Genomic DNA, 26,284 nt, shown 5'->3' with positions numbered 1-26,284 from the left:
AATGAAACGAGTAGACCGCTTGCTAGTTCTCCAAAAGACGCGTGAAGGGATCCTTCGATGCCGCTGACTCCTGCCGATGTGCACAACGTCGCGTTCAGCAAACCGCCGATCGGTAAGCGCGGCTACAACGAGGACGAGGTCGATGCCTTCCTTGATCTCGTCGAACAGGAGCTTTCGCGCCTGATCGAGGAGAACGCCGACTTGCGTCAGCGGGTCGCCGAACTCGACACCGAGCTGGCCGACGCCAAGAAGAACCGCGGACCTGCCCCGGTCAGCGCCGCCAAGGCGCCCGTGCAGCAGGTACCTCCCCCCGCGCCGGAACCTGTTCCGCAGCCGATCCCGGTCGCGCCGCCCGCCCCGATGCCCGTCGCGGCGCCGGTGCAGAACAACGGCCCGGACGCGAACATGCAGGCCGCGAAGGTGCTCACCCTGGCGCAGGAGATGGCGGACCGCCTCACCACCGACGCCAAGACCGAGGCCGAGGGACTGCTCTCGAATGCGCGAGCAAACTCCGAGCGACTGGTCGGCGACGCCCGCACCCGTTCGGAAGCGATGATCGCCGACGCGCGTCAGAAGTCCGACGCGATGCTCTCCGACGCGCAGAATCGCTCCGACACCCAGATCCGGCAGGCCAAGGACAAGGCCGAGGCGCTCACCGCCGACGCCGAGCGTCAGCACGCCGAGATCATGGCCACCATCACCCAGCAGCGCACGGTGCTGGAAAGCCGCATCGAGCAGCTCAAGACCTTCGAGCGCGAGTACCGCGTGCGCCTGAAGTCCTACCTGGAATCGCAGCTGGAAGAGCTCGAGAACCGTGGGTCGGCCGTGCCGGTCGACGGCGGCGAGTTCGCGGGCGACACCAACGGTTCGGCCAACAGTCTGGCTCCCGCTTCCTTCGCCAAGGGCGGCAAGTAAACTGGTTTCCGAGTCGCGCGGCGCAGCGCGTCGCGTGATTCGGGAATGCCCAGTTATCGTCGGGCTGCTCGGTTGGCTTGGGAGTCACCATGCTCGTCTTGACGCTTGTTCTTGCGGCGATCGGCTTCGCACTGCTCGTCGCGGCGCTCGCCACCGGTTCGGTGGTATGGGCGTGGGGGTGCATTCTGATCTGTGTTGTCGGTGCCGCGAGTTTGCTCGTGAGCGCGCTGACCAGCCGAAAACCCGAGAACGAACGGGTCCCACCCGGCCGACACGCCCGGCGGAACTGAACGGGCGCGGAATATCGACTGGACGCGCCCGGTTAGAATCGAACTACACATGGCGCCGATCCGGCTATCACCGGGGAGCCTTCGGAAGAACGGCGCGCAGCGCTCAGTAGAACCGAACGGGTGAGCCCGTCACAGCTCACACAACGAGAGGCTCGTGCCGCTCCCCGGTGAGGGACAGCGCGAGCAAACGGGGTGGTACCGCGGTACGGCGCACCGGCGCCGACATCGTCCCCGTGCCCACATTCCGCGCTCACGGCGCGGCGGCACGAGGAGCAATCCGCGATGGCGGACGAGACAACTACCGGTAGCGCATACCCCCGGGTCGATTTCGGCGCGGCTGCGGGCGCCACGTTCCCGGAGCTCGAAACCCAGGTGCTCGATTACTGGGCCCGCGACGACACCTTCCGCGCCAGCATCGACAACCGCGACGGTGAGGGTGAGTTCGTCTTCTACGACGGGCCCCCCTTCGCCAACGGCCTGCCGCACTACGGCCACCTGCTGACCGGCTACGTCAAGGACCTGATCCCGCGCTTCCAGACCATGCGCGGCAAGAAGGTCGACCGCCGCTTCGGCTGGGACACCCACGGCCTGCCCGCCGAGATCGAGGCCGAGAAGCAGCTCGGCATCACCGACAAGGCTCAGATCGACGAGATGGGGCTGGCCGAGTTCAACGCCGCCTGTAAGTCGTCGGTGCTGCGCTACACCGGTGAATGGCGCGACTACGTCACCCGCCAGGCCCGCTGGGTCGACTTCGACAACGACTACAAGACCCTCGACCTCGACTTCATGGAGTCGGTCATGTGGGCATTCAAGTCGCTGCACGAGAAGGGCCTGATCTACCAGGGCTTCCGCGTGCTGCCCTACAGCTGGTACGAGCAGACGCCGCTGTCGAACCAGGAGACCCGCCTCGACGACGCGTACAAGATGCGTCAGGACCCCGCGGTCACCGTCGACATGCGCCTGTCCGTCCCCGCCGAGCACCCCTTCGCCGCGCTGGACGGCGCGAACGCGCTGATCTGGACCACCACCCCGTGGACCCTCCCGTCCAACCTCGCGATCGCGGTGCACCCCGACGTGCGCTACGTGCACGTGCGCGGCGCCGACGACAAGCGCTATCTGCTCGCCGCCGAACGTCTGTCGCACTACAGCCGCGAACTGGGCGAGGAGCCGGAGGTGCTCGGCGAGTACGACGGCGCGGCGCTGGCCGACCTGTCCTATGCCCCGCCGTTCGACTTCTTCGTCGGCCACCCGAACTCGCACCGCGTGCTCACCGCCGACTACGTCACCACCGACTCCGGCACCGGAATCGTCCACCTCGCACCGGCTTTCGGTGAAGAGGACATGGACGTCGCCTCGGCCAACGGCATCGAGATCGTCCAGCCACTGGACCCGGCGGGCAAGTTCACCTCGATGGTGCCGCCGTACGAGGGCCTGATGGTGTTCGACGCCAACCCGGTGATCATCAAGGACCTCAAGGCGGCCGGAAAGCTGCTGCGGCACGAGACGATCGAGCACTCCTACCCGCACAGCTGGCGCTCCGGTCAGCCGCTGATCTACATGGCCGTGCCGTCGTGGTTCGTCGCGGTCACCAAGTTCCGCGACCGGATGGTCGAGCTCAACCAGCAGATCAGCTGGGTGCCCGAGCACATCCGCGACGGCCAGTTCGGCAAGTGGCTCGAAGGCGCGCGCGACTGGAACATCAGCCGAAACCGCTACTGGGGCAGCCCGATCCCGGTCTGGGTCTCCGACGATCCGGCCTACCCGCGCGTGGACGTCTACGGTTCGCTGGACCAGCTCGAAGCCGACTTCGGCGTGCGCCCCACCGACCTGCACCGTCCGCACATCGACGAGCTCACCCGGCCCAATCCCGATGACCCGACCGGGAACTCGACCATGCGCCGGGTGCCCGAGGTGCTCGACTGCTGGTTCGAATCGGGTTCGATGCCTTACGCCCAGGTGCACTACCCGTTCGAGAACAAGGAGTGGTTCGACAGTCACTTCCCCGGCGATTTCATCGTCGAATACAACGGGCAGACCCGTGGCTGGTTCTACACGCTGCACGTGCTCTCGACCGCGCTGTTCGACTCGCCGTCGTTCAAAACTGTGGCCGCGCACGGCATCGTGCTCGGCGACGACGGTCTGAAGATGTCGAAGTCGAAGGGCAACTACCCCGACGTCAACGAGGTCTTCGACCGCGACGGCTCCGACGCCATGCGCTGGTTCCTGATGAGCTCGCCGATCCTGCGTGGCGGCAATCTCATCGTCACCGAGCGCGGCATCCGCGAAGGCGTGAGCCACGCGATGCGACCGCTGTGGAACGCGTGGACGTTCCTGCAGCTCTACGCCTCCAAGCCCGGCGTATGGCGCACGGATTCGCCGAACGTGCTCGATCGCTACATCCTCGCCAAGCTCGCGGTCACCCGCGACGTGGTCACCGAGGCGCTGGAGGCCTACGACATCGCCGGTGCCGCCGACGAGTTGCGTGGGTTCGCCGACGCGCTCACCAATTGGTATGTGCGCCGGTCGCGTTCGCGGTTCTGGTCCGAGGACCGCGACGCGGTCGACACCCTGCACACGGTGCTGGAAGTGGTCACCCGCCTCGCGGCGCCGCTGCTGCCGCTCATCACCGAGGTCATCTGGCGTGGGCTCACCGGCGAGCGCTCGGTGCACCTCACCGACTGGCCGACCGAGACCGAGCTGCCGCACGATCCCGAACTCGTCGCCGCGATGGACGAGGTGCGGGTGGTCTGCTCCACCGTGCTGAGTCTGCGCAAGGCGCAGAACCTGCGGGTGCGGCTGCCCCTGGCCGAGGTCACCATCGCCGCGGCCGATGCCGAGCGGCTCGCGCCGTTCACCGAGCTGATCGCCGACGAGGTCAACGTCAAGAAGGTCGACCTGACCACCGACGTCTCCGCGCACGGCCGGTTCGAGCTGGTCGTCAACGCGCGCGCCGCGGGCCCGCGCATCGGCAAGCAGGTCCAGACGGTGATCAAGGCCGTCAAGGCGGGGGAGTGGAGCGAATCCGCCGACGGTGTCGTCACCGCCGCCGGAATCACCCTGCTGCCGGAGGAGTACACCCAGCGTCTGGTGGCCGCCGAACCCGAGTCCACCGCCGCCCTGCCCGGCAATGCCGGCCTGGTGGTGCTGAACTCGGTGGTCACCGAGGAGCTCGAGGCCGAGGGCTGGGCCCGCGACCTGATCCGCGACCTGCAGGAAACCCGCAAGTCGCAGGGTCTGGAGGTGTCCGACCGGATCAGTGTGGTCCTGGATGTGCCCGCCGAACGGGCGGAGTGGGCCGCGACCCACCGCGACCTGATCGCCGGGGAAATCCTCGCCACCGCACTGACCTTCGGTGACGCCGGTGCCGATGCCGCCGAGATCACGGGCGGTGTGAAGGTGTCGGTCGCGAAGGTCTAGTACTTCGAGACAGTGAAAGGGCGGGACCTGCTGGTCCCGCCCTTTTTCGCGTGAATTCGGTTACTCGACAACCAGTTCCACCGGGATATTGCCCCGAGTGGCGTTGGAGTAAGGGCACACCTGGTGGGTGGCCTCGATGAGCTGCTGCCCCTGCTCGTTGTGCAGGTGTTCCGGCAGTTCGACCCGCAGCACGACCGAGAGTCCGAACCGGCCGCCTTCCAGGGGGTTCAGGCCGACCTCGGCGGTCACCGAGGCGTCGTCGGCGTCGAGCTTCATCCGCTGGGCGACCAACTGCAGCGCACTGGCGAAACAGGCCGAATAGCCCGCCGCGAAGAGCTGCTCCGGGTTGGTGCCCGCGCCGTCGCCGCCCATCGCCTTGGGGCGGGCGAGCGTCAGATCGAGGACGCCGTCATCGGTGTAGGAACGGCCGTCGCGGCCGACCGAGGTTGCGACCGCGGTGTAGAGGGGTGCCATGTTGTCCTCCTAGACAGACTTGTCTGTTCGCTTGTGGACTTCAGAGTAGACAGATCTGTCTGGTATCGTCAAGAGGAAGCGCTGATTCCCGGAAAGGACACAGGTCAGGCGATGAGTGCGGCTCGTGAACGTCTACTCGACACGGCAACCCGGTTGTTCTATACCGAGGGTGTCCACACGGTGGGCATCGACCGGATCATCGCCGAGGCCGGCATCGCCAAGGCCACGTTCTATCGCCACTTCAAGACCAAAGAAGACCTGGTGGTCGCCTATTTGCAGCGCGAGTACGCCCGCCAGCGCGCCGCGCTGGAATCGGTGCAGGGCGAAGGCTTCGCCACCATCACCACCATCTTCGACACCCTCAGCGATATCAGCTGCGGCCCCGGCTTCCGTGGCTGCCCCTTTCTCAACGCCGCCGTCGAATTCCCCGACCCGCGACACCCGGTGCGTCGCGTCGTCGACGATTACCGCACCTGGTTTCGCGAACTGATGGCCGAACACCTCCGTGCGGGCGGCCACTCCGCCCCAGACGACGCGGCCCGCGCCCTGCTGCTCACCCGCGACGGCGTCACCATCAGCGGCGGTGTCGGTGACACCGATACGGTGCGCGCCGGTATCCGTGCGGCATTGACCCACATCGCCTGAGCGTTCTCGAAAATATGCTGGAAAGTTGCTGAAGTTGATGACATCGGCGAGCTCGTCCGGCACAATCGTGATGTTGCTGCTGATGCGCATGGAACCGCTGAGGCGACAGTGACTGCTCGTGACGATTGTCCTGTGGAAACGGTGCCGCGCCGGAGATGGTGACATCCCGGCGCGACACCGGATCAGTGGGTGGCTCACCCGAGGATCAGGCGATGCCGCCCGATAGCCGACCAGCCGGCAGCTCAGCTCCCGGCCGTGAGGAAGGGCGCGCACATGAAGCGAAAAATCCTGAGACGGTTGGCCCTGGGCTTCGTCGCCACCGTCACCACGACAGCAGCTCTCGCCGGTCCCGCCTTTTCGCAGCCGGGTAGCGCGTCGGGTTCGGGAGGGTCGGGCTCGGGCTCGTCGGGATCATCGTCGGGGAGTTCCAGTGGCTCCGGCATGATTCCGTTTCCCAGCGCCACCGGTATCGGCGCACTCACCGCCGCCATGACCCAGCTCGGCAAACCCTACGAGTGGGGCGCCATGGGTCCGCACTCCTGGGACTGCTCGGCGCTGGTCCAGTGGGCGTTCCGGCAGGTCGGTGTCACCCTGCCGCGTACCACCTGGGAGCAGGCGAAGGTCGGCCTTCCGGTGACCTTCGGCGGGCTGGCACCCGGCGACGTCGTCATCCTCAACGGCGACGGCTCCCATGTCGGCATCTACGCGGGCATGGGCCAGCTCCTCGACGCCCACGACTGGGGTGTCCCGGTCGGCCTGCACCCGCTGCGCGAATTCGATATCTTCGCGATTCGCCGGTTCTAGTTCTCGTCCACCAGCTGACGCAACAACGGGCCGTATTCGGGATGGGCCAGGGCCGAAGCGAACTGGGCCACCAGGTAGTCGGCCGGGTTGCCGGTGTCGTACCAGCGGCCCTGGATCACCTGGCCGTACACCGCGTGCTCGGCGGCGTAGTTGTTGATCGCGTCGGTGAGGTACACCTCGCCGGTCTGATGGGTGTACCAGTTCTCGGTCTGGATGCGCAGCTCGTCGATGATGCCCGGCGTCACGACATACCCACCGATCGCCGCGAAGGCCGACGGCGCGTCTTCGGGCTTGGGCTTCTCCATCAGGCCGGAGATGCGCAGCAGTCCGTCGTCGAGGTCCTCGCGCACCACCGGCACGCCGTAGCGTTGCGACTCACCCGGCGACATCGGCAGCAGGGCCAACACCGGGCACCCCGTCGATTCGTAGGCGGTGATCAGCTGCTGGGCGCGCGGTACCTCGGCGACGAACACGTCGTCGGGCCACAACACCAGCATCGGTTCGTCGCCGAGGTGGCGCGCCGCGTTGAGCACCGGCGTGCCGTTGCCGTACGGGCCGTGCTGGTCGAGGTAGGTGATGTGACCCTCGCGGGAGAGCTCGCCCACCTCCTCCACGGCATCGGCGTAGGCGGACTTGCCGTCGGCGCGCAGCTGCGCCACCAGCGCCGGATTCGGCCGGAAGTGATCCTGGATCAGCGACTTGCCGCTGCTCACGACGATGGTGATGTCGGTGATCCCGGAGGCCACCAGCTCACGCACCGTGTGCTCGATAACCGGTTTGTCCCCGACCGGCAGCATCTCCTTCGGCGTCGCTTTGGTCAGCGGAAGCAGCCGGGAGCCGATTCCCGCCGCCGGAATGACAGCCTTGCGGATCTTCATCTCCCGATCATCACATATTCGGCTGTGTCATCTGTGTGCGACGGCTGGCAATGTGCTCGAGGAATTTGTCGGTCGCCCGGCGTAGATTGCGCCTCGTGAGCATCCACACCCCTGCCGCCGGGGCTCCGGCCAGGCCCGATGCGGCGGTCACCGCCCGTCGCTGGGTGCTGCACATCGATATGGACGCCTTCTTCGCCTCGGTAGAACAATTGACCAGACCCACCCTGCGCGGTCGCCCGGTCCTCGTCGGCGGGGCGACTCAGCGCGGTGTCGTCGCGGGGGCCAGCTACGAGGCCCGGGTCTACGGCGCGCGCTCGGCCATGCCGATGCATCAGGCCCGGCGTCTGATCGGCGTGTCGGCGGTGGTCGTGCCGCCGCGTGGCGCGCTGTACTCGGTGCTGAGCGCGCGGGTGTTCGACGCGTTGCGCAGCTGTGTTCCAGTGCTCGAGACGCTGTCGTTCGACGAGGCCTTCGCCGAACCGGCCGAGTTGGCGGGCGCGAGTGTCGCGCAGGTCGAGGACTACTGCGCGATGCTGCGCGCTCTGGTGCGGGCGCAGACCGGGCTCACCGCCTCGATCGGCGCGGCGACCGGGAAACAACTCGCCAAGATCGGCTCCGGCCTGGCCAAACCCGATGGCATGCGGGTCATTTCACCCTCGGAACAGGGCGAGCTGCTCGCCGCGCTGCCGGTGCGCAAACTGTGGGGGATCGGTCCGGTGGCCGAGGCGAGGCTGCGCAGCCTCGGCATCGAGACGGTCGGCGCGTTCGCCGCGCTGCCGGAGTCGGAGGCCGTCTCCACCCTCGGTGGCAGCATGGGCGCCGCCCTGCACCGGCTCGCGCGCGGGATCGACGACCGCCCGGTCACCGAACGCGCCGAGGCCAAGCAGATCAGCGCCGAGAACACCTACGAGCGCGACATCGTCACCATGGCCGACCTGCGCGCCGCCGTCACGGCGATGGCCGCGTCGGCGCATCGCAGGCTCGAACGCGACGGCCGCGCCGCCCGCACCGTGGTCCTCAAACTCAAGAAGTCGGATATGGGCATCGTGACCAGGTCGTTCACCCTGCCCTACGCCACCGCCGACCTGACCACCCTGACCGCGGCCGCGCAACGCTCGGCGATCGATCCCGCCGAGCTCGGCCCGATCCGCCTCGTCGGCGTCGGTTACGGCGGACTGTCGCTGGTGCGCCAGGAATCGCTGTTCCCCGAACTGGATCAGGCGGTACCCGCCGATGTCGGCACCGCCGAGGACCCGCCACCACCGTCGCCGGAGGACCAGTCGAATCTGCCTGTGGGACTGTGGTTTCCGGGGATGGATGTGAATCATCCGGAATTCGGGCACGGCTGGGTGCAGGGTGCGGGGTACGGCGTGGTGACCGTGCGTTTCGAGACCAGTTCGACAGGCCCCGGCGCGGCGCGTACCTTTCCAGCCGACGACACGGGGCTGACACGGGCCGATCCGCTCGCCAGTCTCACGTGAGCGAGTAGCCTCGGCTACCGCGATGGAACAACTCCCACCTCGAACGCAAAGGACGAGCAGTTGAAGCTTCGTACGACCGGACGTGTAGCGATCGCCGGACTGGCCGTGGTCGCCGCCCTCGGCCTGAGCGCGTGCAGCGACGACAAGGGTGACAAGCCCGCCGCCAAGGTCACCAGCAGCGCGAAGGCTTCGGCCTCGGCGGCAGCGAACCTGCCCCCCGTGCCGACCGTGGAGCAGCTCAACGAGCAGCTCACCACCGCGTTGGATCCGGCGGTCCCCAACGATCAGAAGCTGGACTTCGTCCAGGGTGGCGAGGCCGATCCCGAGCTGCCGAACCGCTTGGCCCAGGCTGCCTCGGACGCCAGTGTTCAGGTGCAGGTCACCGAGGTGACCTCCTTCGGTGACAGCGTCAACGCCAAGGCCAACTTCACCGTGAACGGTCAGACCAATGTCGTCGACGTGCCGTTCGTGGCCGAGGACGGCAAGTGGAAGGTCCAGAAGTCGTGGGCCTGCGGCATGATGACCAACCTGGGTCAGACCTCGGTCGCCTGCCCCTGATCTTCCGCGCTCGGCCCCGTTCGGATGTTTCCGAACGGGGCTTTTACGTGTGAGTCGAGACGGTGTTTCGCCTGCTGTCGGTGGCGCGGCTACTATCGGGCCCCGTGGTAGAGACGATCGTGCGGCAGGGGCATCCGCCCAAGGATGTTTCGGGGCCCGCGCGACGTGCTCGCCCGGGGTGGGCGCGCATCGTCGCGATCGTCGCGGGGCTGATCGGCATTCTCAGTGCCGCGGTGATCCCGTTCCTGCCCGTGCGGGTCGACGCCGCGACGGTGTCGTGGCCCCAGCAGGGCTCGCCCGCCGCGGTCGAATCCCCGCTCGTCGCCTACGCGCCCGCCGCGCTGTCGGCGACGGTGCCGTGTGCCGCGTTGAGTTCGCTGGCCGGAACCGGCGGTGTCGCTGTCTCCACCGTGCCGCGTCAGTCGGCCGACATGGAGAAGTACGGCTTCGTCGTGAAGGTGGTCGCCGATACCGCCGAACGCCCCGGCCGCGTAGACGTGGTCTCCCGCTCGACCCTGGTGTGGACGGCCCCGCTCGCCGACGTGCTGGACCGATCCTGCGCGCTGACTATCGCGATCACTCCGCAGGAATCCACGGTCACCACAACAGGTCTCGGTGACGGCGCCGCCGTGGCCGCCGATCTGCGTCCGCAGGTCGTGGGCGTGTTCAGCGAGCTGACCGGCGCCGCCCCCGCGGACCTCGCGGTGCGTATCGACGTCGACGCCCGCTACACGTCGTCCCCGACCTGGCTCAAGCTGGCCGCGATCGTGCTGTGCCTGCTGGCAACGGCCGTGTCCCTGTTCGCCCTGCACCGCCTCGACGCCCTCGACGGCCGCTCCGCGCGCCGATTCCTGCCGCAACGCTGGTGGCGGCTGCGCCCGGTCGACTGGCTGGTGTTCTCGGTACTGGTCGTCTGGCATTTCATCGGCGCCAACACCTCCGACGACGGTTACATCCTCGGCATGGCGAGGGGTGCGCGCAGTTCGGGCAACATGTCCAACTACTACCGCTGGTTCAGTGTCGACGAGGGCCCGTTCTACACCCCCTACGTCGACATCATCGGTTGGCTCACCCACATCTCCGCGGTCAGCCCGCTGGTTCGGCTGCCCGCTCTCGGCGCGGGCGTGCTCACCTGGTGGCTGATCAGCCGCGAAGTGCTGCCGCGCCTCGGCGTGGCCGTGCGCCGCGAACGCGTCGCCACCTGGACCGCGGCCTTTGTCTTCCTCGCCTTCTGGCTGCCCTACAACAATGGTCTGCGCGCGGAATTCGTTGTCGCGCTGGGCGTTCTGGTCACCTGGGTCTCGGTCGAACGAGCGATCGCGACCCGGCGGCTCGTGCCGTTCGCCGTCGCGGTGATCGTGGCCGCGTTCACCCTCACGGGCGCACCCTCTGGCCTGATCTGCCTCGGCGCGCTGGTGGCCGGTGCACGCGTGGTCACCGCGATCATCGTGCGCCGGTCGAAGTCGGTGGGCTATGCGGCGCAGTTGCTGCCGATCCTGGCCGCGGGCGCGGTGGTGCTCACCGTCGTCTTCGCGGACCGGACCTTCGCCGGTGTGCGGGAGATGTTCGCCGTGCACAGCGTGATCGGGCCGGGGGAATCCTGGTTCTTCGAATTCCTGCGCTACCAGTATCTGCTCCAGCTCAACGCCGATGGCTGGCTGACCAGGCGATTCGGTGTCTTCGTGATGCTGATCGGCCTGATCGTCTGCACCGCGGTCATGCTGCGGCGCGGCGGCCACATCCCCGGCACCGCGGTCGGCCCGGTCCGGCGCATGCTCGGCATCACCCTCGCCGCCATGGTGCTGATGATGTTCTCGCCGACGAAGTGGACCCACCAGTTCGGCGTGTTCGCGGGCCTGGCCACCTGCGTCGCCGCGGTCACGGCGGTCGCGGTGAGTTCGGACGTGCTGCGGCCGTTGCGCAATCGCGCGCTGTTCGCCGCGGGCCTCTTCTTCACCCTCGCCATGACCTGGGTCGGTGCCAACGGGTACTGGTACGTCTCCTCGTGGGGCATCCCCTGGTGGGACAAGCCGCCGACCGTCGCAGGCTACGGCGTCTCGACTGTGTTCGTCGGCCTGACCCTGCTGGCGCTCGCGGTGGCGGCGTGGTTCCACGTCCACCCGAATCCGAACCCGAAGGCCGAGGTGGGCCGGTTCGCCGGGACGCCCGTCCTCGCTGTCGCCGCCGCGATGATGGTGCTGTTCGAAGTGGCCTCCTTCGCCAAGGCCACCGTCTCCCAGTACCCCGCGTACTCCCTCGCCGGCGCCAACCTCTCCGCGGCCTTCGCCGGCGGGTGTGGGATGGCCGACGAGGTTCTCGTCGAAACCGACCCGAACGCCTCGATGCTCGCGCCGCTGTCCGGTGACCTGACCACCACGATGAACGGCACCGACTCGACCGGCTTCCGGGCCGACGGCGTCGCGCCGGTGCTCACCTCAGACGAGGTGGAATCGACCACCGGCCAAGCGAATTCGGTGTCCGACGATCCCGACAAGCTGCGGGACGCCTCGACCTCGGCGGGTTCGGAATCGCGGCAGGGCTCGTTGCAGCTGCCGTTCGGTCTCGACCCCGCGACCACCCCCGTCCTCGGTAGCTACCGCTCCGGCGCCCAGGAACCCGCCGCGCTGACAACGGGCTGGTTCCGCCTGCCGGACGGCCCGCGCGGCCCGCTGCTGGCGATGTCGGTGGCAGGCCGGATCCGTTCGGTCGACGCCGACGGCATCGTCCACCCCGGCCAGGAACTGGCCGTCGAGTACGGCACCGCCGCGGCCGACGGCACCGTCACCGTGACCGGCCAGATCGCGCCGACCGATATCGGCCCCGCGCCGATGTGGCGCAACTTGCGGGTCCCGATGGATCAGCTGCCCTCGGACACGAGCGTCGTCCGCCTGGTCGCCGCCGACAAGGATCTCGGCGCCGACCAGTGGCTGGCGCTCACCCCGCCGCGCATGCCGCAGACCACCACGCTCAGCGCGGTCGTCGGCCGCTCCGCCCCGGTCCTGCTGGATTGGGCTGTGGGACTGCACTTCCCGTGCCAGAACCAGATGCCCACCTACAACGGCATCGCCGAACTCCCCGAATACCGCATCCTGCCCGACCGCAACGGCGCCACCATCACCAACCTGTGGCAGGGCCACGACGGTGGTGGCCCGCTCGGCTGGACCCAGCTCCTGTTCACCGCCCGTACCCTGCCGACGTACCTGAACAACGACTGGGACAGGGACTGGGGCTCTCTCGAGCAGTACCTGCCCCTCGACACCACCGCCGGCCCCGCGAAGGTCAGCGTCGACTCCGAGAACCGTTGGGGCACCTGGACCCCCGGTCCGGTCATCACCGCCTGGTAGGCGGTGGCTGTGGTGATCGGCTGCCCCGCGTCAGCGGGAGTTGGTGGCGATCCGCAGGGCCAGATCGGGAAGGTCGGCGCCGGTGAGGCCGGGGTACCCGTGGAGGAGGCCGCGCCAGCGGGCGGGGACGGCCGAGGCGCCCCAGCGGGCGCCGAGGAGGCCGCCCGCGATGGCCGCGGTGGTGTCGGTGTCGTTTCCGGCGCGGACACACATCTCCAAGGCGAGCGGAAGGTGTTCGGGCGTCGACTGGTCGGTGCTCGTGATCGCCCACCACGCGGTCTGGAGGGCGTGCACGACCCAGCCGTTGTTCGGGAAGTCGGCGGGCGTGCCCTTCTCCGCTTCGTCGAGACGGTCGGTCCAGTACGCGGATTGTGGTGAGCCGCTGACATATTCGCGAACTCCGTCGAAATCGGCGTTCAGCACCGCGTGCCGGATCGCGTAGGTCCACAGCTTGCATGCCTCGACGGCGTTCTCGTCGTGGTGCGTGAGCAACCCGACCCGGCCCGCTGCCGCGATGCATGCCGCGGCGTCGTCGAGATAGGCCAGCGCGACCGGCGCGGTCCGCATCAGCGAGCCGTTTCCGCCGGTTCGGCCGGTGAGCGACATCGCCACGGCCTGCATGTCCAGCGCGGAGGAAGGCCTGGCGGACAGCACGTTTCGCGTCTGGTTCCCGATGTCCGGCGGCTTCGAGTCGTACCAGGAGACGAACCCGGCCGCGACCGCGTCGAGATCGATTCCCGGCCCACTGGACGCGGCTACCGCCACGGCGACGGCCATCGACGTATCGTCGGTCCACTCGCCCGGCGCCCAGTCGAATACCCCGCCGCCGATCATGTCGATCACCGTGTCCGGCCCCGGATGAGTGAACTCGTAGCCCGCCCCCAGCGCATCACCGGCGGCGGTACCGACCAGCACGCCGGCGACCCGATCCGAGTACCCCGCATCGTGCACAGAATCCACCCCTCTCGGGTGTGTCCGCTATCCGATTGTCCGCTTGACAAGCCTACCGGTCGGCTTGTGATCCACCGGCGATTCACGCCGGGGTGACACCGAATCGAGCTTCCGGTGTGACACCGAATCGGGCTAGTGCGTGGTCGCGTCCGCCGTCTCGGTCACCGAGAGCTGCCTGGTGCGGCGCGCCCGCAGCAGGGCGTCGGTGGTGAACACCGCCAGCGCCGTCCAGATCAAGGCGAATCCGGCCCAACGGGAGGCGGGCATGGGTTCGTGCATGACCGCCACGCCCCAGGCCATCTGCAGGGCGGGGGTGAGGTATTGCAGGATGCCCATGGTCGAGAGCGGGACCCGCTTGGCCGCGACGGCGAACAGTAGCAGCGGTAGCAGCGTGACCGGCCCGGTGGCCAGCATGAGACCGAAATGAGCAGGGCTGGAGGTCATCTCACTGCGGCCGGTGGCCATCAGGACGATCAGAAAGGCCAGCGCGAAAGGAACGGCGACAATGCCCTCGGCCGCGATCCCGGGCAGCGCGTCGAGCCGGATCACCTTCTTCACCAGCCCGTAGGTGGCGAACGAGCAGGCCAGAATCAGCGCGATCACCGGCGGTCTGCCGTAGTCGACGGTCAGCACCACCACCGCCAGCGCGCCCAGCCCCAACGCCACCCACTGCGCCCGGGTGAGTCGTTCCCGGAACAGCAACACGCCGATGGCGACGGTGACCAGCGGATTGATGAAGTAACCGAGCGCGCATTCCACGATGTGCCCGGTGGTGACGCCGAAGACGTACACGCCCCAGTTCAGCGACAACGCCGCCGACGCCGCGGCCGCCAGACGCCAGGTCCTGGCATCGATCCCGCGCAAGTTCCCCAGTCGCCCTGTCAGCGTGAGCACGAGCAGCACCACGACCAGCGTCCAGACGATCCGCTGCGCCACCACTTCGGCAGGTGAGGCGAACGACAGCAGCCCGAAGAAGGCGGCGAACGAACCCCAGATGAGGTAGGCCCCCGCACCGAAAATCACGCCGGGCGGGGAGGAGCTGCGCTGCATTCATCCCATGTTACGACCGGCTAATCTGGCGAGCATGTCCATATCCGTGCAGGAACCCGCGGCCGCCGGGCTCACCGCAGCACAGGTCGATGAGCGTCGCCGCGACGGGCGCACCAACGACGTCCCGGCCAGGGCGAGTCGTTCGGTCGCCGAGATCGTTCGCGCGAATGTCTTCACCCGTATCAATGCCATTCTCGGTGTGCTGTTCCTGCTCGTACTCTCGACGGGCTCGATCATCGACGGCATGTTCGGGCTGCTCATCGTGGCCAACAGCGCGGTCGGCATCATCCAGGAGGTCAGGGCCAAGCGCACCCTGGACGAGCTGGCGATCGTCAGCCAGGCCAAGCCGACCGTGCGCCGCGACGGCCTCGCTCAGCAGGTCGCGCCCGGCGAGGTGGTCCTGGACGATCTGATCGAGCTCGGCCCCGGCGATCAGATCGTGGTCGACGGCGAGGTCGAAGAGGCCGCCGCGCTCGAGATCGACGAGTCGCTGCTGACCGGTGAGGCCGACCCGATCCACAAGGGCGTCGGCGCGCCGGTGATGTCGGGCAGCTTCGTGGTGTCGGGTTCGGGCGCCTACCGCGCGACCAAGGTCGGCAAGGACGCCTACGCCGCGCAATTGGCGGAGGAAGCCAGCAAGTTCACGCTGGTGCACTCCGAATTGCGTTCGGGTATCGACAAAATCCTGAAATTCATCACCTACCTGCTCATTCCGGCCGGTCTGCTCAGCATCTACAACCAGCTGGTCTCCAGCGGGGAATCGTGGCGACCCGCCGTGACCGGGATGGTCGCCGCGCTGGTGCCGATGGTTCCCGAGGGCCTGGTCCTGATGACCTCGATCGCCTTCGCGGTCGGTGTGGTGCGTCTGGGCAAACGCAAGTGCCTGGTCCAGGAACTGCCCGCGATCGAGGGCCTGGCCCGCGTCGACATGGTGTGCGCGGACAAGACCGGCACCCTCACCGAGAACGGCATGCGACTGGCTCAGGTCGAACCGCTCGGCGCGTTCGACGAGGCACAGGTGAAGACCGCACTGGCCGCACTCGCCGGCGACGACCCGCGCCCCAATGCCAGCGTGCAGGCCATCGCCGAGGCGCTGCCCGACTCGCCCGGCTGGGCGCAGACCGCCATCGCGCCGTTCTCCTCGGCCAAGAAGTGGAGCGGCATTTCCTATGGCGCCCAGGGGGATTGGCTGCTCGGCGCCGCCGACGTGCTGCTCGATTCCGGCTCCGCCGATGCGGCCCATGCCGAGGAGCTCGGCTCGTCGGGTCTGCGTGTGCTGCTGCTGGCACGCAGCGACCGCCCGGTCGACGCCGACGACGCGCCCGGCCGGGTCGAGCCCGCCGCCCTGGTGGTGCTCGAGCAGAAGGTGCGGCCGGACGCCAAGGAGACCCTGGAATACTTTGCGAGCCAGCAGGTCTCGATCAAGGTGATCTCCGGCGACAACGCCGTGTCCGTCGGCGCGGTCGCCTCCTCGCTCGACCTGCCCGGCGGTGACCACGCCGTCGACGCGCGCACCCTGCCCGACGATCCGGCCGCGCTCGCCGACATCCTCGACCACGAAACCACCTTCGGCCGGGTCCGTCCCGACCAGAAACGCGCCATGGTCGGCGCCTTGCAGTCGCGTGGGCACACCGTCGCCATGACCGGTGACGGCGTCAACGACGTGCTGGCGCTCAAGGATGCCGATATCGGCGTCGCGATGGGCGCGGGTAGCCCGGCCACGCGCGCGGTGGCGCAGATCGTGTTGCTGGACAACAAGTTCGCGACCCTGCCGTACGTAGTGGGGGAGGGCCGCCGGGTGATCGGCAATATCGAGCGCGTCTCGAACCTGTTCCTCACCAAGACCGTGTACTCGGTGCTGCTGGCCTTCCTCGTCGGCATCGCGGGCGTCGGTTCGCAGATCTTCGGCTACGACCCCATCGGGTATCCGTTCCTGCCGCGCCACGTCACCATCGCGGCCTGGTTCACCATCGGCATCCCGGCGTTCGTGCTCTCGCTGGCGCCCAACAACGAGCGCGCCCGCACCGGCTTCGTCGGTCGGGTGATGCGCCTGGCCGTGCCGTCGGGCGTGGTGATCGGCGTCGCGACGTTCGTGTCCTACCTCATCGCCTACGCCGGACCGGAAGCCTCGGAGACGCAGAAGGTGCAGGCGGGCACCACCGCGCTGATCACGCTGATCATGATCGCGGTGTGGGTGCTCGTGCTGGTGGCGCGGCCGTATGTGTGGTGGAAGGTCGTGCTGATCGCGGTCTCCGTACTCGCCTACGTCGCGCTGTTCACCATCCCGTTCACCCGCGAGTTCTTCAAACTCGACCCGTCCAATCCGCGGCTGACGCTGGCCGCGGTGGTGTGCGGTGCGATCGGCATCGTGCTGGTCGAGCTGGCATGGTGGGTGCAGGCCCGGCGCTCCGGCGGCGCGGGCAAGCTCTTTCCTCCGGTGGGCGCGCAGGGGGCGTGAGGAGTAGCTGACCCTGCCGTAACCGATTCCAGAACCCTTGTGCCGGACCGACATTCGGTGTTGGAGTACCTTTGCCGGTTATGGAGGTAACGCTGTCGCGCCGTCTCGGGACCACCCGGTGACCCCCGACGAACTGGACGATCTTTTTTCCGATCTCATCGTGGCTGTCGACCGGCTCGATGCCGGTGCGCTCGAAGTGATGGCGGATGCCTACGACCAGGCCGGCGATGTGGACCGGGCACGCACGCTGTGGGAGCTGGCCGATTCACGCCGTGCCGGCGATCGGCCGTAGGTGGCCGACCGGAGTGCTACTCGGTCGGAACCGGGCCGTCGTCGGGGTTCGGGGTGACGGTATCGGTGCTGCCCGGCAGCAACGGGCTCACCGCGAACCGGCCCGCTACGGCGTCGGCCGGTAGCGCCTGCACCGCCCGAACTCCGGATCGTGTTGCGAGGTCACGTAATTGGGGCAGCGTGCCGCGCACGACGACGCCCGCCGTGCACGCGCAGCCCGCGCGCAGGCGCGACTCGGTGAGATGGGCGATCTCGGCGCTGCGCTGATCGCGGAACTGTTGTGCCGCGACCAGACCCGCTGCCGCCTCGCCGGATTTCACCGCGGGCTCGTCGCCGGCCGCAGTGGCGACCGTGATCACCGGTGTCTGCACCCGATCGACCGGCACGTGCTGGATCACCCCGGAGATCCGCAACCCTTCGGCCGTAGCCGGAATCTGTTGGGGCGTCAGGTATTCGGAGAACGACACCAGCGCCCAGTGCTGGTCGGCGTCGTCACCGCCGAGCGAGGCCCGCGCGTCGTCGAGGTAGTGCTGAACCTGCTCGCCGGGTGCGGGTCCGAGCCGGTCGGTCGCCACCGCCGACGCGGGCGGCGGCTCGCGGAACGCGACGACCAGCAGGATCACCGCACCGATCGTCGCGATCCCGTAGATGACGGCATTGCGTAGGGAGTGTCGTCGGTCGTCCGAATCGCCGTCGTCGGCCTGTGATCCCGGCTCGGCGGGCATGTTCCCGAGCGTTTCCGAGGAGGTGGGTGCGCTGTCGTCCACCGGTGCTCCCGCTGGTTCGGCGGGCGGTTCCCCGCGGTCGTCCGGCGCCGTGTCCGGCGCCGGTTCGGACGACCGCGGGTCGTCAGGCATTGCGTAATACGTCCAGGGCGCCCGCTAGGTCGGCGGGGTACTCGCTGGTGATCTCGAGCCAGCGCCCGTCAGCGGGATGATGGAAGCCGAGCTGACGCGCGTGCAGCCACTGCCGTTCCAGGCCGAGGCGTTTGGCCAGCGTCGGGTCGGCGCCGTAGGTGAGGTCACCCGCGCAGGGGTGGCGCACCGCCGAGAAGTGCACCCGGATCTGGTGCGTGCGGCCGGTTTCGAGGTGGACGTCGAGCAGACTGGCCGCCTGGAACGCCTCGATGGTGTCGTAATGGGTGACACTCGGCCTGCCGTCGCCGGTCACCGCGAACTTCCAGGCATTACCGCGCGCGCGCCCGATCGGCGCGTCGATGGTGCCGCTGCTCGGATCGGGGTGTCCCTGCACGAGTGCATGGTATTGCTTGTCGACCGTGCGTTCCTTGAAGGCGCGCTTGAGCATCGTGTACGCGTGTTCGGATTGTGCCACCACCATCACACCGGAGGTGCCCACGTCGAGCCGGTGCACGATGCCCTGTCGTTCGTGCGCGCCCGAGGTGGAGATGCGATAACCCATCGCCGCCAGGCCGCCGACCACGGTCGGTCCGGTCCAGCCGACACCGGAGTGCGCGGCGACGCCGATCGGCTTGTCCACGGCGACGATGTCGTCGTCGGCGTAGAGAATGTTCATCCCGTCGACCGGGGCGGCCTCGACCGTCAGTTCGCGCTTGGGTTCGGGGAAGATCACTTCCAGCCACGCGCCCGCGGTGAGCCGGTCGGACTTACCCGCGGCGACCCCGTCGATCTGCACCGAGCCGTCCTCGGTCAGCGCCACGACCGCGGTCCGCGAGAGGCCGAGCAGGCGGGCGAGCCCCGCGTCCACCCGCATCCCGTCGAGTCCATCGGGGACGGGCATTGTTCTGGTTTCTCTCATACGGTCTCCTCGGTGTGTTTGCGACCGCTGCGGGTGCCGTCCGGTTCGAAACCGAACACGGTGAGCGCGACCAGCAGGATCGCCCCGCACACGATGGCCGAGTCGGCGACGTTGAAGACCGGCCACCAGCCGACGGCGACGAAGTCGACCACATGGCCCTGCAGCGGGCCTGGGTATCGGAAGATCCGGTCGACCAGGTTGCCCAGCGCCCCACCCAGCACCATGCCGAGGCCGATGGCCCACCACAGCGAACGCAGGGTGCGCCCGATCCGGATCACGCCGATCACCACCGCGGCGGCGATCAGGGTGAGCAGCCAGGTCATGCCGGTCGCCATCGAGAACGCCGCGCCCGGGTTGCGCACCAGGGTGAACCGCGCGAAATCGCCGATGATCGGCACCGATTCGCCCGGGTCGATGAAGGCGACCGCGAGGCATTTGGTCAGCAGGTCGAGCCCGAACAGGACGACGGCGATGATCAGCAGCGTCGTCAAACGGCGGCGACCAGCGGGTTTCGCCGTCTCGGCGGCCTCTGGTGTGGCAGCGGCCGAGGGGGTGGCTGAGTCGTCGCCGGTCTCGGGGACGGCAGCGTTGTCGGTGGGCCGGTCTTCACTCACGCGTCCATCATTCCCTAGTGGTGATCTGGCCTGCGCCGCGGTGCCGAGGAGTCCCAGGTGTTACTCAGGAAGCGGTCGTACCCTGATGGCTGTGACGGTGTTGTCTAGATCTCGCGTACCCCGCATCGCGCGCCCCGGGGTGTTACTGGTGGCGCTCGTGCTCGGGTTCGCGACCTTCGGCGCCGGGTGTGCCGACCGCTCGGCCCCTGCCGCGGAGGTGGACGGCACCGAGCCGCTCGGCATCGGCAAGGAAGTCACCGTGCCGATCTCGGCCGCGGTCACCACGATGGTCTCGCCCGGCGAGGAGCCGCGCGATCTGCTGCGGCCGCGCTATGCCACGGGCACTACCCAGGAAGTGACGCTGCGCACCGACTACCGGATCCAGCAGCAGGTCAACGATCAGCCCTCCCGCGACTTCTCGCCCGCCGCGCTGACCATCCCGATGACCGCACGCGCGGGCAGCGATGGCGTCGACCTCACCGTCGGCGCGGTCACCACCCCCGACCCCGCGCTCAACAAGGCGTTCACTTCCGCCGACGGTTCACACGCCGGTTTGGGGATGAGCGACTTCGGCGCGATCACCGAGCTGCGCATGGCCCCGTCGCCGGATACCCCGAATACCGCGCGGGCCGCGCTCGAACAGGCCTTCTACCAGGCTGTGTATCAGTCGATCGCGTTCCCGGACCAGCCTGTCGGGGTCGGTGCGGTGTGGACGGTGCACCAGACGATCACCGGCGGGGTCACCCTGGACCAGATCACCACGGCCACGCTCACCAGCCGGGAGGGCGACCGGCTCACCATCGATCTGCAGGTGAATCAGACGCCCACCGACACTGTGTGGGAGCTGCCCAACGACGCGGGTGAGCTCGACATCGACGGCTACGTGATGGAAGGCGTCGGCTCGATCACCATCGATCTCGGTATGCCGCTGCCGGTTTCGGGTTCCATCGAGATCGGTGGCCAGCAGACCTATCGGGACGCGCGCAGCGTGAGCACCCTGGTGCAGACGCAGTCGACCCGCGTTTCCTGGACGGAATGATGCGAGCAGGTGCGCTGCGCGTCGGCGCGGCTGTTTCGGCATGTGTCGGGTTGGCCGCGGTCGCGGGCTGTGGGTCCGACGACGCGGCGGATTCGCCGGGATCGGGTCCGTTCTCCGCCCCCGTCACGGCCGCCCCCGGAACCGGCGCTGTCGTTCGCGATGCGGCGCAGTTGTCGGCCGGTCTGCTCGCCGCTACGGATCTGCCCGGTGATTTCGCGGTGGTGCCGCCGCGCGGTGACGCCGCCGAGCCCGCGGTACCGCCTGCGGCGCCGACGGATCCGCCGGACTGCGGGCGTCTGCTCTCGCCGATCGCGCAGCAGTGGCCGGGGTCGGCCGCGGCCGCGTCGGTGCAGTTCGCGGGGCCCAGCTTCGCCACCATCGACATCGACGCCGCGAGCTACCCGGACGCGGCGCTGGCTCCGGCCTTCGACGCGCTCCAGGCCCAGCCCCGGCGCTGTACCAGCTACTCCGGTGACGACGCGGGAGTGCGGATCGAGTATCGAACCAGCGCGCTCGCGCAGCCGCCCGTGGGCGACGCCCGCTCGGCGTTCACCCTGACCGCGACGAGCGACGGGCTCACCCTCACCTCGGCGACATCGCTGGTCCAGGTGGGCAACACGCTGGTTCAGGTGGTCGTCACCGCGCCGGAAGTCGTCGACCCCGGCGTGCTCTCCGATCTCACCGCGGCGCAGGTGCGCAAGCTCCGCGGCTGAAACCGGTTCGGACTCACGCCGAGACGGCGAGTTTCCCGCCGAGGTGGCCGAGATAGCCACGGACGTCGTCGGAGCTCTTGTCGGGAAGGCCGAAGACGACCTCGGTGACGCCGAGGTCGGCCCAGCGAGCGAGTTGCTCGCCGTCGTGACGACCCGCCAGCGCGATCACCCGTGGGGTACCGTCGCGACCCGCGTCCTTCCAGACACGGTGCAGCAGTTCGACTTTGGCACCGAGGTCGCCTTCGGTCGGGGTGGTGATCCAACCGTCCGCGTTGGCCGCGAGCCAACCGAACGATTTCTCGGTACCGCCCGCGCCGAGCAGCACCGGGACCCCGGCGCGCACCGGCTTGGGCCAAGACCAGCTCGCTCCGAACTTCACGAAGTCGCCGGAGAACTCGGCTTCCTCCTGCGACCACAGTGCCCGCATCGCGTCGAGGTTCTCGCGCAACACCGTGCGTCGCTTGTTCGCGGGAACGCCGTGATGGGCGAGTTCGTCGGTGTTCCACCCGAATCCGACACCCAGCTCCACCCGGCCACCGGACAGGTGATCCAGGGAGGCGATGGTCTTGGCGAGGGTGATCGGATGGTGCTCGGCGGGCAGCGCCACCGCCGTCGACAACGTGATCCGCTCGGTGACCGCGGCGGCGGTGGCCAACGCGACCCACGGGTCGAGGGTGCGCAGGTACCGGTCGTCGGGGAGCGAGGAGTCCCCGGTCTGCGGGTGGGCCGCAGCGCGCACGACCGGGATATGGGTGTGCTCGGGGACGTAGAACGCGTCGAATCCGGCGTCCTCGGCGGCCTTGGCCGCATCGGCGGGCGTGATGCCCCGGTCACTGGTGAACAACACAACCCCGTAGCGCACGTCCCGGCCCTCCGACTTCGACAGCAAAACTGAAACAAGTTCTACAACCTGAACCCAGTTCTACATGAGTAGAACCAGTTCTACTAGTCCTGATCTCGAGGGACGGCCGAACGGGTGATGGCCTTTCCCCGATCAGGCGAGGGGAATACGCTGGTTCGGTCCGAGCATCACTCTCGACACGGAGGTATCCGATGTCTGATGTTTCCCCCTTTCCTGACGGTTATCCGCGGATCTGTCCCGGGCTGGCGTGCGCGGGAGCGGCCGCCGCGATCGACTTCTATACCGCGATCTTCGGCGCGACCGTGCGCATGAAGATGGACGGGCCGGGTGGCACCGTCGTCCACAGTGAACTGCTCGTCGGCGACTCGGTACTCATGGTCGGCGACCCGGTCCCCGAGATCGGCTTCGTCGACCCGAAGTCCGTCGGGGGCTCCCCGGTGAACCTGATGGTCTACGTCGCCGACGCCGACGCCGCCTTCGCCGCGGCGCTCACCGCGGGCGCCACCGCGACCACCCCCATGACCGACCAGTTCTACGGTGACCGCAGCGGCGCCTTCGAAGATCCGTGGGGTCACCGCTGGACGGTGGCCACCCACATCGAAGACGTCTCGCCGGAAGAAATGGAACGGCGCATGTCCGAGATGATGGAGGCCGCCGGCTGATCGTCCGCTCACGCGGGAACGATCGAGTCTCCCTCGACGCGAACGGGTTCGGCGGCCAGCGGCTTCGTGGCCGGCCCGCCACGCACGGCGCCGTCGAGCCCGAATCGGCTGCCGTGGCACGGGCAGTTGATCGTGCCATCGGCCACGGTCGCGACCTTGCACCCGGCATGCGTGCAGGTCGACGACAGCCCGACGAAGTTGCCCGGGGTCGGCTGGGTGACCACCGTGTCGCCGACGATCACCCCGCCGCCCACCGGGACATCCGCCACCTTGACCAGCGCACTGGCGGGTGCCCCGGGCCCGGGCGGCGCCACGGGTGCCGCGTCGCCCATCTCGGCGGCGCCGCACGCGGTCAGCGTCGCCGCGGCGGCCAACACGCCCGTGCCGACGACAACAGCGCGCCGGTTCAGCGAGAAATCGTTGATGGTCATCGCTCGTTCTCCGATTCAGTCGATACCCCCACCGGTCCGCCGACCGGCTCTTCCCCTGTCAACGTCGGACATCCCCTCCCGGTTCGACCGAACCCGATTACAGGCGTTGTTCGACGCGTAGGTACCCGGTTCGCCCCAGCGGCCGGTGCCTCGCCGGGTAGTGCCGACCCGGCGTGAAATCTCCGGGTAGATCGGGGGATTCCCTGATGTGGTGGGCGGTCGGGGGAGCCTAGCGTTCTCGGTGTGAGGGCGATTGCGCAGCAGGTATACGGGTCAGCGGCGATGTTGGCGGCGGTGGAGGTCGAGCGGCCGTCGGTGGGCGCGGGTGAGGTGCTGGTTCGGGTGCGCGCCGCGTCGGTGAACGCGCGGGATTGGCATGTGATGCGGGGGGATCCGAAGATCGCGCGGTGGATGGATCGGTCGGTGTTCGGTCGCCATGGGCCGACGAACCCGGTGCAGGGTGGGGATTTCGCGGGGACCGTCGAGGCGGTGGGGGACGGTGTCTCGGACCTGGCCGTAGGCGAGGAGGTGTTCGGGGAGGCGGTCAGCGGTGCGTTCGCGGAGTACATCGCGGTGCCGCGGGCGTTGCTCGACCGGAAACCGGCGAATCTGAGCTTCGAGGAAGCCGCGGCGGTGCCGTTGGCCGCCAATACCGCCCTGACCTGCCTGCGCCACGTCGGCGAGGGGGAGCGTGTGCTGATCATCGGCGCGTCCGGTGGGGTCGGCACCTTCGCGGTCCAGATCGCCCGAGCACGGGGCGCGCAGGTCACCGGGGTGTGCAGCACCCGCAATGTCGAGGCGGCGCGCTCGCTCGGCGCGGAGCACGTCGTCGACTACACCCGCGACACCGTGACCGGCCGCTACGACACCGTCCTCGACCTGGCTGGAACGCGGACCCTGCGGGCACTGCTGCACCTGGTCGAACCCACCGGCACGCTGGTGCTGTCCGGTGGCGGCAACTTCGACGGCGGCAGCTGGTTCGGCCCGGTCGGCCTGCTCGCGCGCGGTCAGCTGGCGCGACCGTTCGTGAAACCCGCTATCCGGGTTCCCACGGCCGAGCAGACTTCGGAGTCGCTGACCGAACTGCGGGAACTGATCGAGTCGGGCCTGCTCCGCCCGGCAATCGACCGGACCTATCCGCTGGCCGAAACGCCCGCCGCGATCGAGTACATGGAGACCGAACACGCGCGGGCGAAAATCGTGATCACCGTCGCGTCGACGGACTGACCTCACAGCAGGCGGAACTCCATCATCGCGATCGCGTCATCGACGGAGGTGGACAGGGCCGCGAGCCGACTGAATGCATCCGGGGCGGCCAGGGCCGACTGGCGGTCGGTCGGCCCGATCGGCAGGCGGGCGGCGAGCTCGTAGGAGCGGGTGGTCGGATCGTCGGACAGATCGTCCAGCGATGCCGACGGCGGCGGCCTGCGGATGCCGTTGCGCCGCGCGAACTGGGCCGTCAGCGTGTGCAGACGGTCCGCGCGTTCACGCAAGCCCGCCAGCAACTCGCCGTCGTCGGCACCGGCGCCGTCCGGCCAGAGCTCGGTTTCCGCCCGGGGATACGGGGCGTCGTCGAGCCACTTCTCGACGCGGATGCGGTCGGTTCCCTTGCAGCGCAGCCGGTATCGCGAACCGGGCAGTTCGATCACCTCGGTGATCCTGGCGACGGTGCCCACCTCCGTGCGCACCTCACCACCTCCTACCTCGTGCCCGCGCGCGATCAGCACGACACCGAATTCCGGCTCCCGCCGCCCATCCGTGCAGTCCTCGACCAGCGCTACGTACCGCGGCTCGAAGATCTGCAACGACAGCGACTCACCGGGTAGCAGCACCGCGCCCAGCGGGAATATTGGTATCTCCACCGTTCCAGCATGCCCGGTGTCGCGCGGACTACGTCCATCCGGCGCGCTCATGCTGTGTCCTTTCGGCAAGGTCGGGCACGCTCCATGGTGACGAGGGACCGCGTCGCCGACCGCTCACGCGGTGGCGATCGACTCGAACACGGTCGGGTCGACCAGTGTCGAGGTGTCGCCGAGTTCGCGACCTTCGGCGACATCGCGCAGCAATCGGCGCATGATCTTGCCGCTGCGCGTCTTGGGCAGCTCCGGCACGATATGGATCTCACGCGGCCTGGCGATCGGACTGATCTCCAGCGAGACCGCCGCCTTCAGCTCGGCCACGAGCGACTCGGCCGCACCGGCCCTGCCGGTGAGAATGACGAAGGCCACGATCCCCTGACCGGTGGTCTCGTCGGACGCGCCGACCACGGCGGCCTCGGCGACGGCCGGGTGGCCGACGAGCGCGGATTCCACCTCGGCGGTGGAGATGCGGTGACCGGACACATTCATGACGTCGTCGACGCGCCCCAGGATCCACAGATCGCCGTCGGCGTCGAGCTTGGCGCCGTCCCCGGCGAAGTACCAGCCCTCGGAAGTGAAACGCTGCCAATAGGTTTCACGGTAGCGGTCCATGTCGTTCCAGATGCCGCGCAGCATCGACGGCCACGGCTGATCCAGGACGAGCAGACCGGATCCGTCGGTACCCAGTGGTGTGCCGTCGTCGTCGACGACCGCGGCGGAAATGCCCGGTAGGGGGCCCATCGCCGCGCCGGGCTTGGTCGCGGTGACTCCG

At 68.6% G+C, this 26,284-nt stretch carries 25 protein-coding genes; 14 read left to right on the top strand and 11 right to left on the bottom strand.

The window, feature by feature from the left end:
- The first annotated feature begins 57 nt into the window (after positions 1–57).
- The 3 genes from wag31 (at position 58) to ileS (ending at position 4,622) form a co-directional block, all read left to right on the top strand.
- Entirely contained in the window at positions 58–915 is an 858-nt protein-coding gene (gene wag31 / locus NS1_RS25935) for a DivIVA-like cell division protein Wag31 (RefSeq protein WP_062988599.1), read from the top strand.
- An 89-nt stretch (positions 916–1,004) separates the two neighbouring features.
- Positions 1,005–1,205, top strand: coding sequence for a hypothetical protein (locus NS1_RS25930; protein ID WP_062988597.1), 201 nt, complete (start codon positions 1,005–1,007; stop codon positions 1,203–1,205).
- A gap of 282 nt (positions 1,206–1,487) precedes the next feature.
- A complete protein-coding gene (gene ileS / locus NS1_RS25925; RefSeq protein WP_062988595.1) occupies positions 1,488–4,622 on the top strand; it encodes an isoleucine--tRNA ligase in 3,135 nt (1,044 codons plus the stop codon).
- Between the two features lie 60 nt (positions 4,623–4,682).
- On the opposite strand, the gene NS1_RS25920 is transcribed toward ileS, so the two are convergent.
- On the bottom strand, positions 4,683–5,096 hold the full coding sequence (locus NS1_RS25920) for an organic hydroperoxide resistance protein (protein ID WP_062988593.1): 414 nt from the start codon (positions 5,094–5,096) through the stop codon (positions 4,683–4,685).
- Positions 5,097–5,207: 111 nt separating this feature from the next.
- On the opposite strand from NS1_RS25920, the gene NS1_RS25915 reads away from it, so the two are divergent.
- Both NS1_RS25915 and NS1_RS25910 read left to right on the top strand, forming a co-directional pair.
- The gene (locus NS1_RS25915) at positions 5,208–5,741 is read left to right on the top strand and encodes a TetR/AcrR family transcriptional regulator (protein ID WP_062988591.1); all 534 of its coding nucleotides are present in this window, start codon (positions 5,208–5,210) and stop codon (positions 5,739–5,741) included.
- 273 nt (positions 5,742–6,014) lie between these two features.
- The gene (locus tag NS1_RS25910; RefSeq protein WP_062988589.1) at positions 6,015–6,545 is read left to right on the top strand and encodes an NlpC/P60 family protein; all 531 of its coding nucleotides are present in this window, start codon (positions 6,015–6,017) and stop codon (positions 6,543–6,545) included.
- Here the strand turns inward: NS1_RS25910 and NS1_RS25905 are convergent.
- Complete coding sequence (locus NS1_RS25905) at positions 6,542–7,423, bottom strand: UTP--glucose-1-phosphate uridylyltransferase (RefSeq protein WP_056816413.1); 882 nt, start codon at positions 7,421–7,423, stop codon at positions 6,542–6,544. The genes NS1_RS25910 and NS1_RS25905 overlap by 4 nt on opposite strands.
- A gap of 179 nt (positions 7,424–7,602) precedes the next feature.
- Here NS1_RS25905 and NS1_RS25900 point away from each other — a divergent pair, with 179 nt between their 5' ends.
- The 3 genes from NS1_RS25900 to NS1_RS25890 all read left to right on the top strand — a co-directional run bounded on the left by NS1_RS25900 (position 7,603) and on the right by NS1_RS25890 (position 12,806).
- On the top strand, positions 7,603–8,904 hold the full coding sequence (locus tag NS1_RS25900; RefSeq protein WP_062988728.1) for a DNA polymerase IV: 1,302 nt from the start codon (positions 7,603–7,605) through the stop codon (positions 8,902–8,904).
- Between the two features lie 60 nt (positions 8,905–8,964).
- Entirely contained in the window at positions 8,965–9,462 is a 498-nt protein-coding gene (locus tag NS1_RS25895) for a WKL family lipoprotein (RefSeq protein WP_056816407.1), read from the top strand.
- Between the two features lie 104 nt (positions 9,463–9,566).
- Complete coding sequence (locus NS1_RS25890; RefSeq protein ID WP_062988726.1) at positions 9,567–12,806, top strand: arabinosyltransferase domain-containing protein; 3,240 nt, start codon at positions 9,567–9,569, stop codon at positions 12,804–12,806.
- A 30-nt stretch (positions 12,807–12,836) separates the two neighbouring features.
- Here NS1_RS25890 and NS1_RS25885 read toward each other — a convergent pair whose 3' ends face one another.
- The gene (locus tag NS1_RS25885) at positions 12,837–13,766 is read right to left on the bottom strand and encodes an ADP-ribosylglycohydrolase family protein (RefSeq protein WP_082844261.1); all 930 of its coding nucleotides are present in this window, start codon (positions 13,764–13,766) and stop codon (positions 12,837–12,839) included.
- A 123-nt stretch (positions 13,767–13,889) separates the two neighbouring features.
- On the bottom strand, positions 13,890–14,807 hold the full coding sequence (gene rarD, locus NS1_RS25880) for an EamA family transporter RarD (RefSeq protein ID WP_062988587.1): 918 nt from the start codon (positions 14,805–14,807) through the stop codon (positions 13,890–13,892).
- Between the two features lie 34 nt (positions 14,808–14,841).
- Here rarD and NS1_RS25875 point away from each other — a divergent pair, with 34 nt between their 5' ends.
- Together NS1_RS25875 and NS1_RS40255 are read left to right on the top strand one after the other, a co-directional pair.
- Complete coding sequence (locus NS1_RS25875) at positions 14,842–17,265, top strand: HAD-IC family P-type ATPase (RefSeq protein ID WP_062988584.1); 2,424 nt, start codon at positions 14,842–14,844, stop codon at positions 17,263–17,265.
- Between the two features lie 118 nt (positions 17,266–17,383).
- Complete coding sequence (locus NS1_RS40255; RefSeq protein WP_157125384.1) at positions 17,384–17,557, top strand: hypothetical protein; 174 nt, start codon at positions 17,384–17,386, stop codon at positions 17,555–17,557.
- Between the two features lie 16 nt (positions 17,558–17,573).
- On the opposite strand, the gene NS1_RS25870 is transcribed toward NS1_RS40255, so the two are convergent.
- The 3 genes from NS1_RS25870 to lspA all read right to left on the bottom strand — a co-directional run bounded on the left by NS1_RS25870 (position 17,574) and on the right by lspA (position 19,946).
- A complete protein-coding gene (locus tag NS1_RS25870; RefSeq protein WP_255284692.1) occupies positions 17,574–18,323 on the bottom strand; it encodes a hypothetical protein in 750 nt (249 codons plus the stop codon).
- Between the two features lie 82 nt (positions 18,324–18,405).
- Entirely contained in the window at positions 18,406–19,332 is a 927-nt protein-coding gene (locus NS1_RS25865) for an RluA family pseudouridine synthase (RefSeq protein WP_062988582.1), read from the bottom strand.
- Positions 19,329–19,946 (bottom strand): signal peptidase II, encoded by a 618-nt coding sequence (gene lspA / locus NS1_RS25860; protein ID WP_056816396.1) that lies wholly within the window; start codon positions 19,944–19,946, stop codon positions 19,329–19,331. Before lspA ends, NS1_RS25865 begins: the two co-directional genes overlap by 4 nt.
- 85 nt (positions 19,947–20,031) lie before the next feature.
- Between lspA and NS1_RS25855 the strand changes: the two genes are divergently transcribed.
- Positions 20,032–20,985, top strand: a complete 954-nt coding sequence (locus NS1_RS25855; RefSeq protein ID WP_062988580.1) for a hypothetical protein — start codon at positions 20,032–20,034, stop codon at positions 20,983–20,985.
- Positions 20,982–21,698 carry a sensor domain-containing protein gene (locus tag NS1_RS25850; RefSeq protein ID WP_084504417.1) on the top strand — a complete coding sequence of 239 codons (717 nt, stop codon included), beginning with the start codon at positions 20,982–20,984 and terminating at the stop codon, positions 21,696–21,698. Before NS1_RS25855 ends, NS1_RS25850 begins: the two co-directional genes overlap by 4 nt.
- A gap of 13 nt (positions 21,699–21,711) precedes the next feature.
- Here the strand turns inward: NS1_RS25850 and NS1_RS25845 are convergent, their stop codons facing one another.
- Positions 21,712–22,560 (bottom strand): TIGR03619 family F420-dependent LLM class oxidoreductase, encoded by an 849-nt coding sequence (locus tag NS1_RS25845; protein WP_062988579.1) that lies wholly within the window; start codon positions 22,558–22,560, stop codon positions 21,712–21,714.
- A gap of 191 nt (positions 22,561–22,751) precedes the next feature.
- Between NS1_RS25845 and NS1_RS25840 the strand changes: the two genes are divergently transcribed.
- Positions 22,752–23,222 (top strand): VOC family protein, encoded by a 471-nt coding sequence (locus NS1_RS25840; RefSeq protein WP_056816387.1) that lies wholly within the window; start codon positions 22,752–22,754, stop codon positions 23,220–23,222.
- An 8-nt stretch (positions 23,223–23,230) separates the two neighbouring features.
- On the opposite strand, the gene NS1_RS25835 is transcribed toward NS1_RS25840, so the two are convergent.
- Positions 23,231–23,653, bottom strand: a complete 423-nt coding sequence (locus NS1_RS25835) for a QcrA and Rieske domain-containing protein (protein ID WP_062988577.1) — start codon at positions 23,651–23,653, stop codon at positions 23,231–23,233.
- A 243-nt stretch (positions 23,654–23,896) separates the two neighbouring features.
- Here NS1_RS25835 and NS1_RS25830 point away from each other — a divergent pair, with 243 nt between their 5' ends.
- Complete coding sequence (locus NS1_RS25830; protein ID WP_062988575.1) at positions 23,897–24,880, top strand: NAD(P)-dependent alcohol dehydrogenase; 984 nt, start codon at positions 23,897–23,899, stop codon at positions 24,878–24,880.
- A 2-nt stretch (positions 24,881–24,882) separates the two neighbouring features.
- Here NS1_RS25830 and NS1_RS25825 read toward each other — a convergent pair whose 3' ends face one another.
- Together NS1_RS25825 and NS1_RS25820 are read right to left on the bottom strand one after the other, a co-directional pair.
- Positions 24,883–25,566, bottom strand: a complete 684-nt coding sequence (locus NS1_RS25825) for an LON peptidase substrate-binding domain-containing protein (RefSeq protein WP_084504415.1) — start codon at positions 25,564–25,566, stop codon at positions 24,883–24,885.
- 63 nt (positions 25,567–25,629) lie between these two features.
- A partial coding sequence (locus NS1_RS25820) for an AMP-binding enzyme (RefSeq protein ID WP_157125383.1) occupies positions 25,630–26,284 on the bottom strand: 655 nt, incomplete at its 5' end.

Origin of the sequence: Nocardia salmonicida NBRC 13393 (assembly GCF_001613085.1) — a bacterium.
Lineage (GTDB): Bacteria > Actinomycetota > Actinomycetes > Mycobacteriales > Mycobacteriaceae > Nocardia > Nocardia salmonicida.
This window is presented reverse-complemented; position numbering and strand designations above follow the sequence as displayed.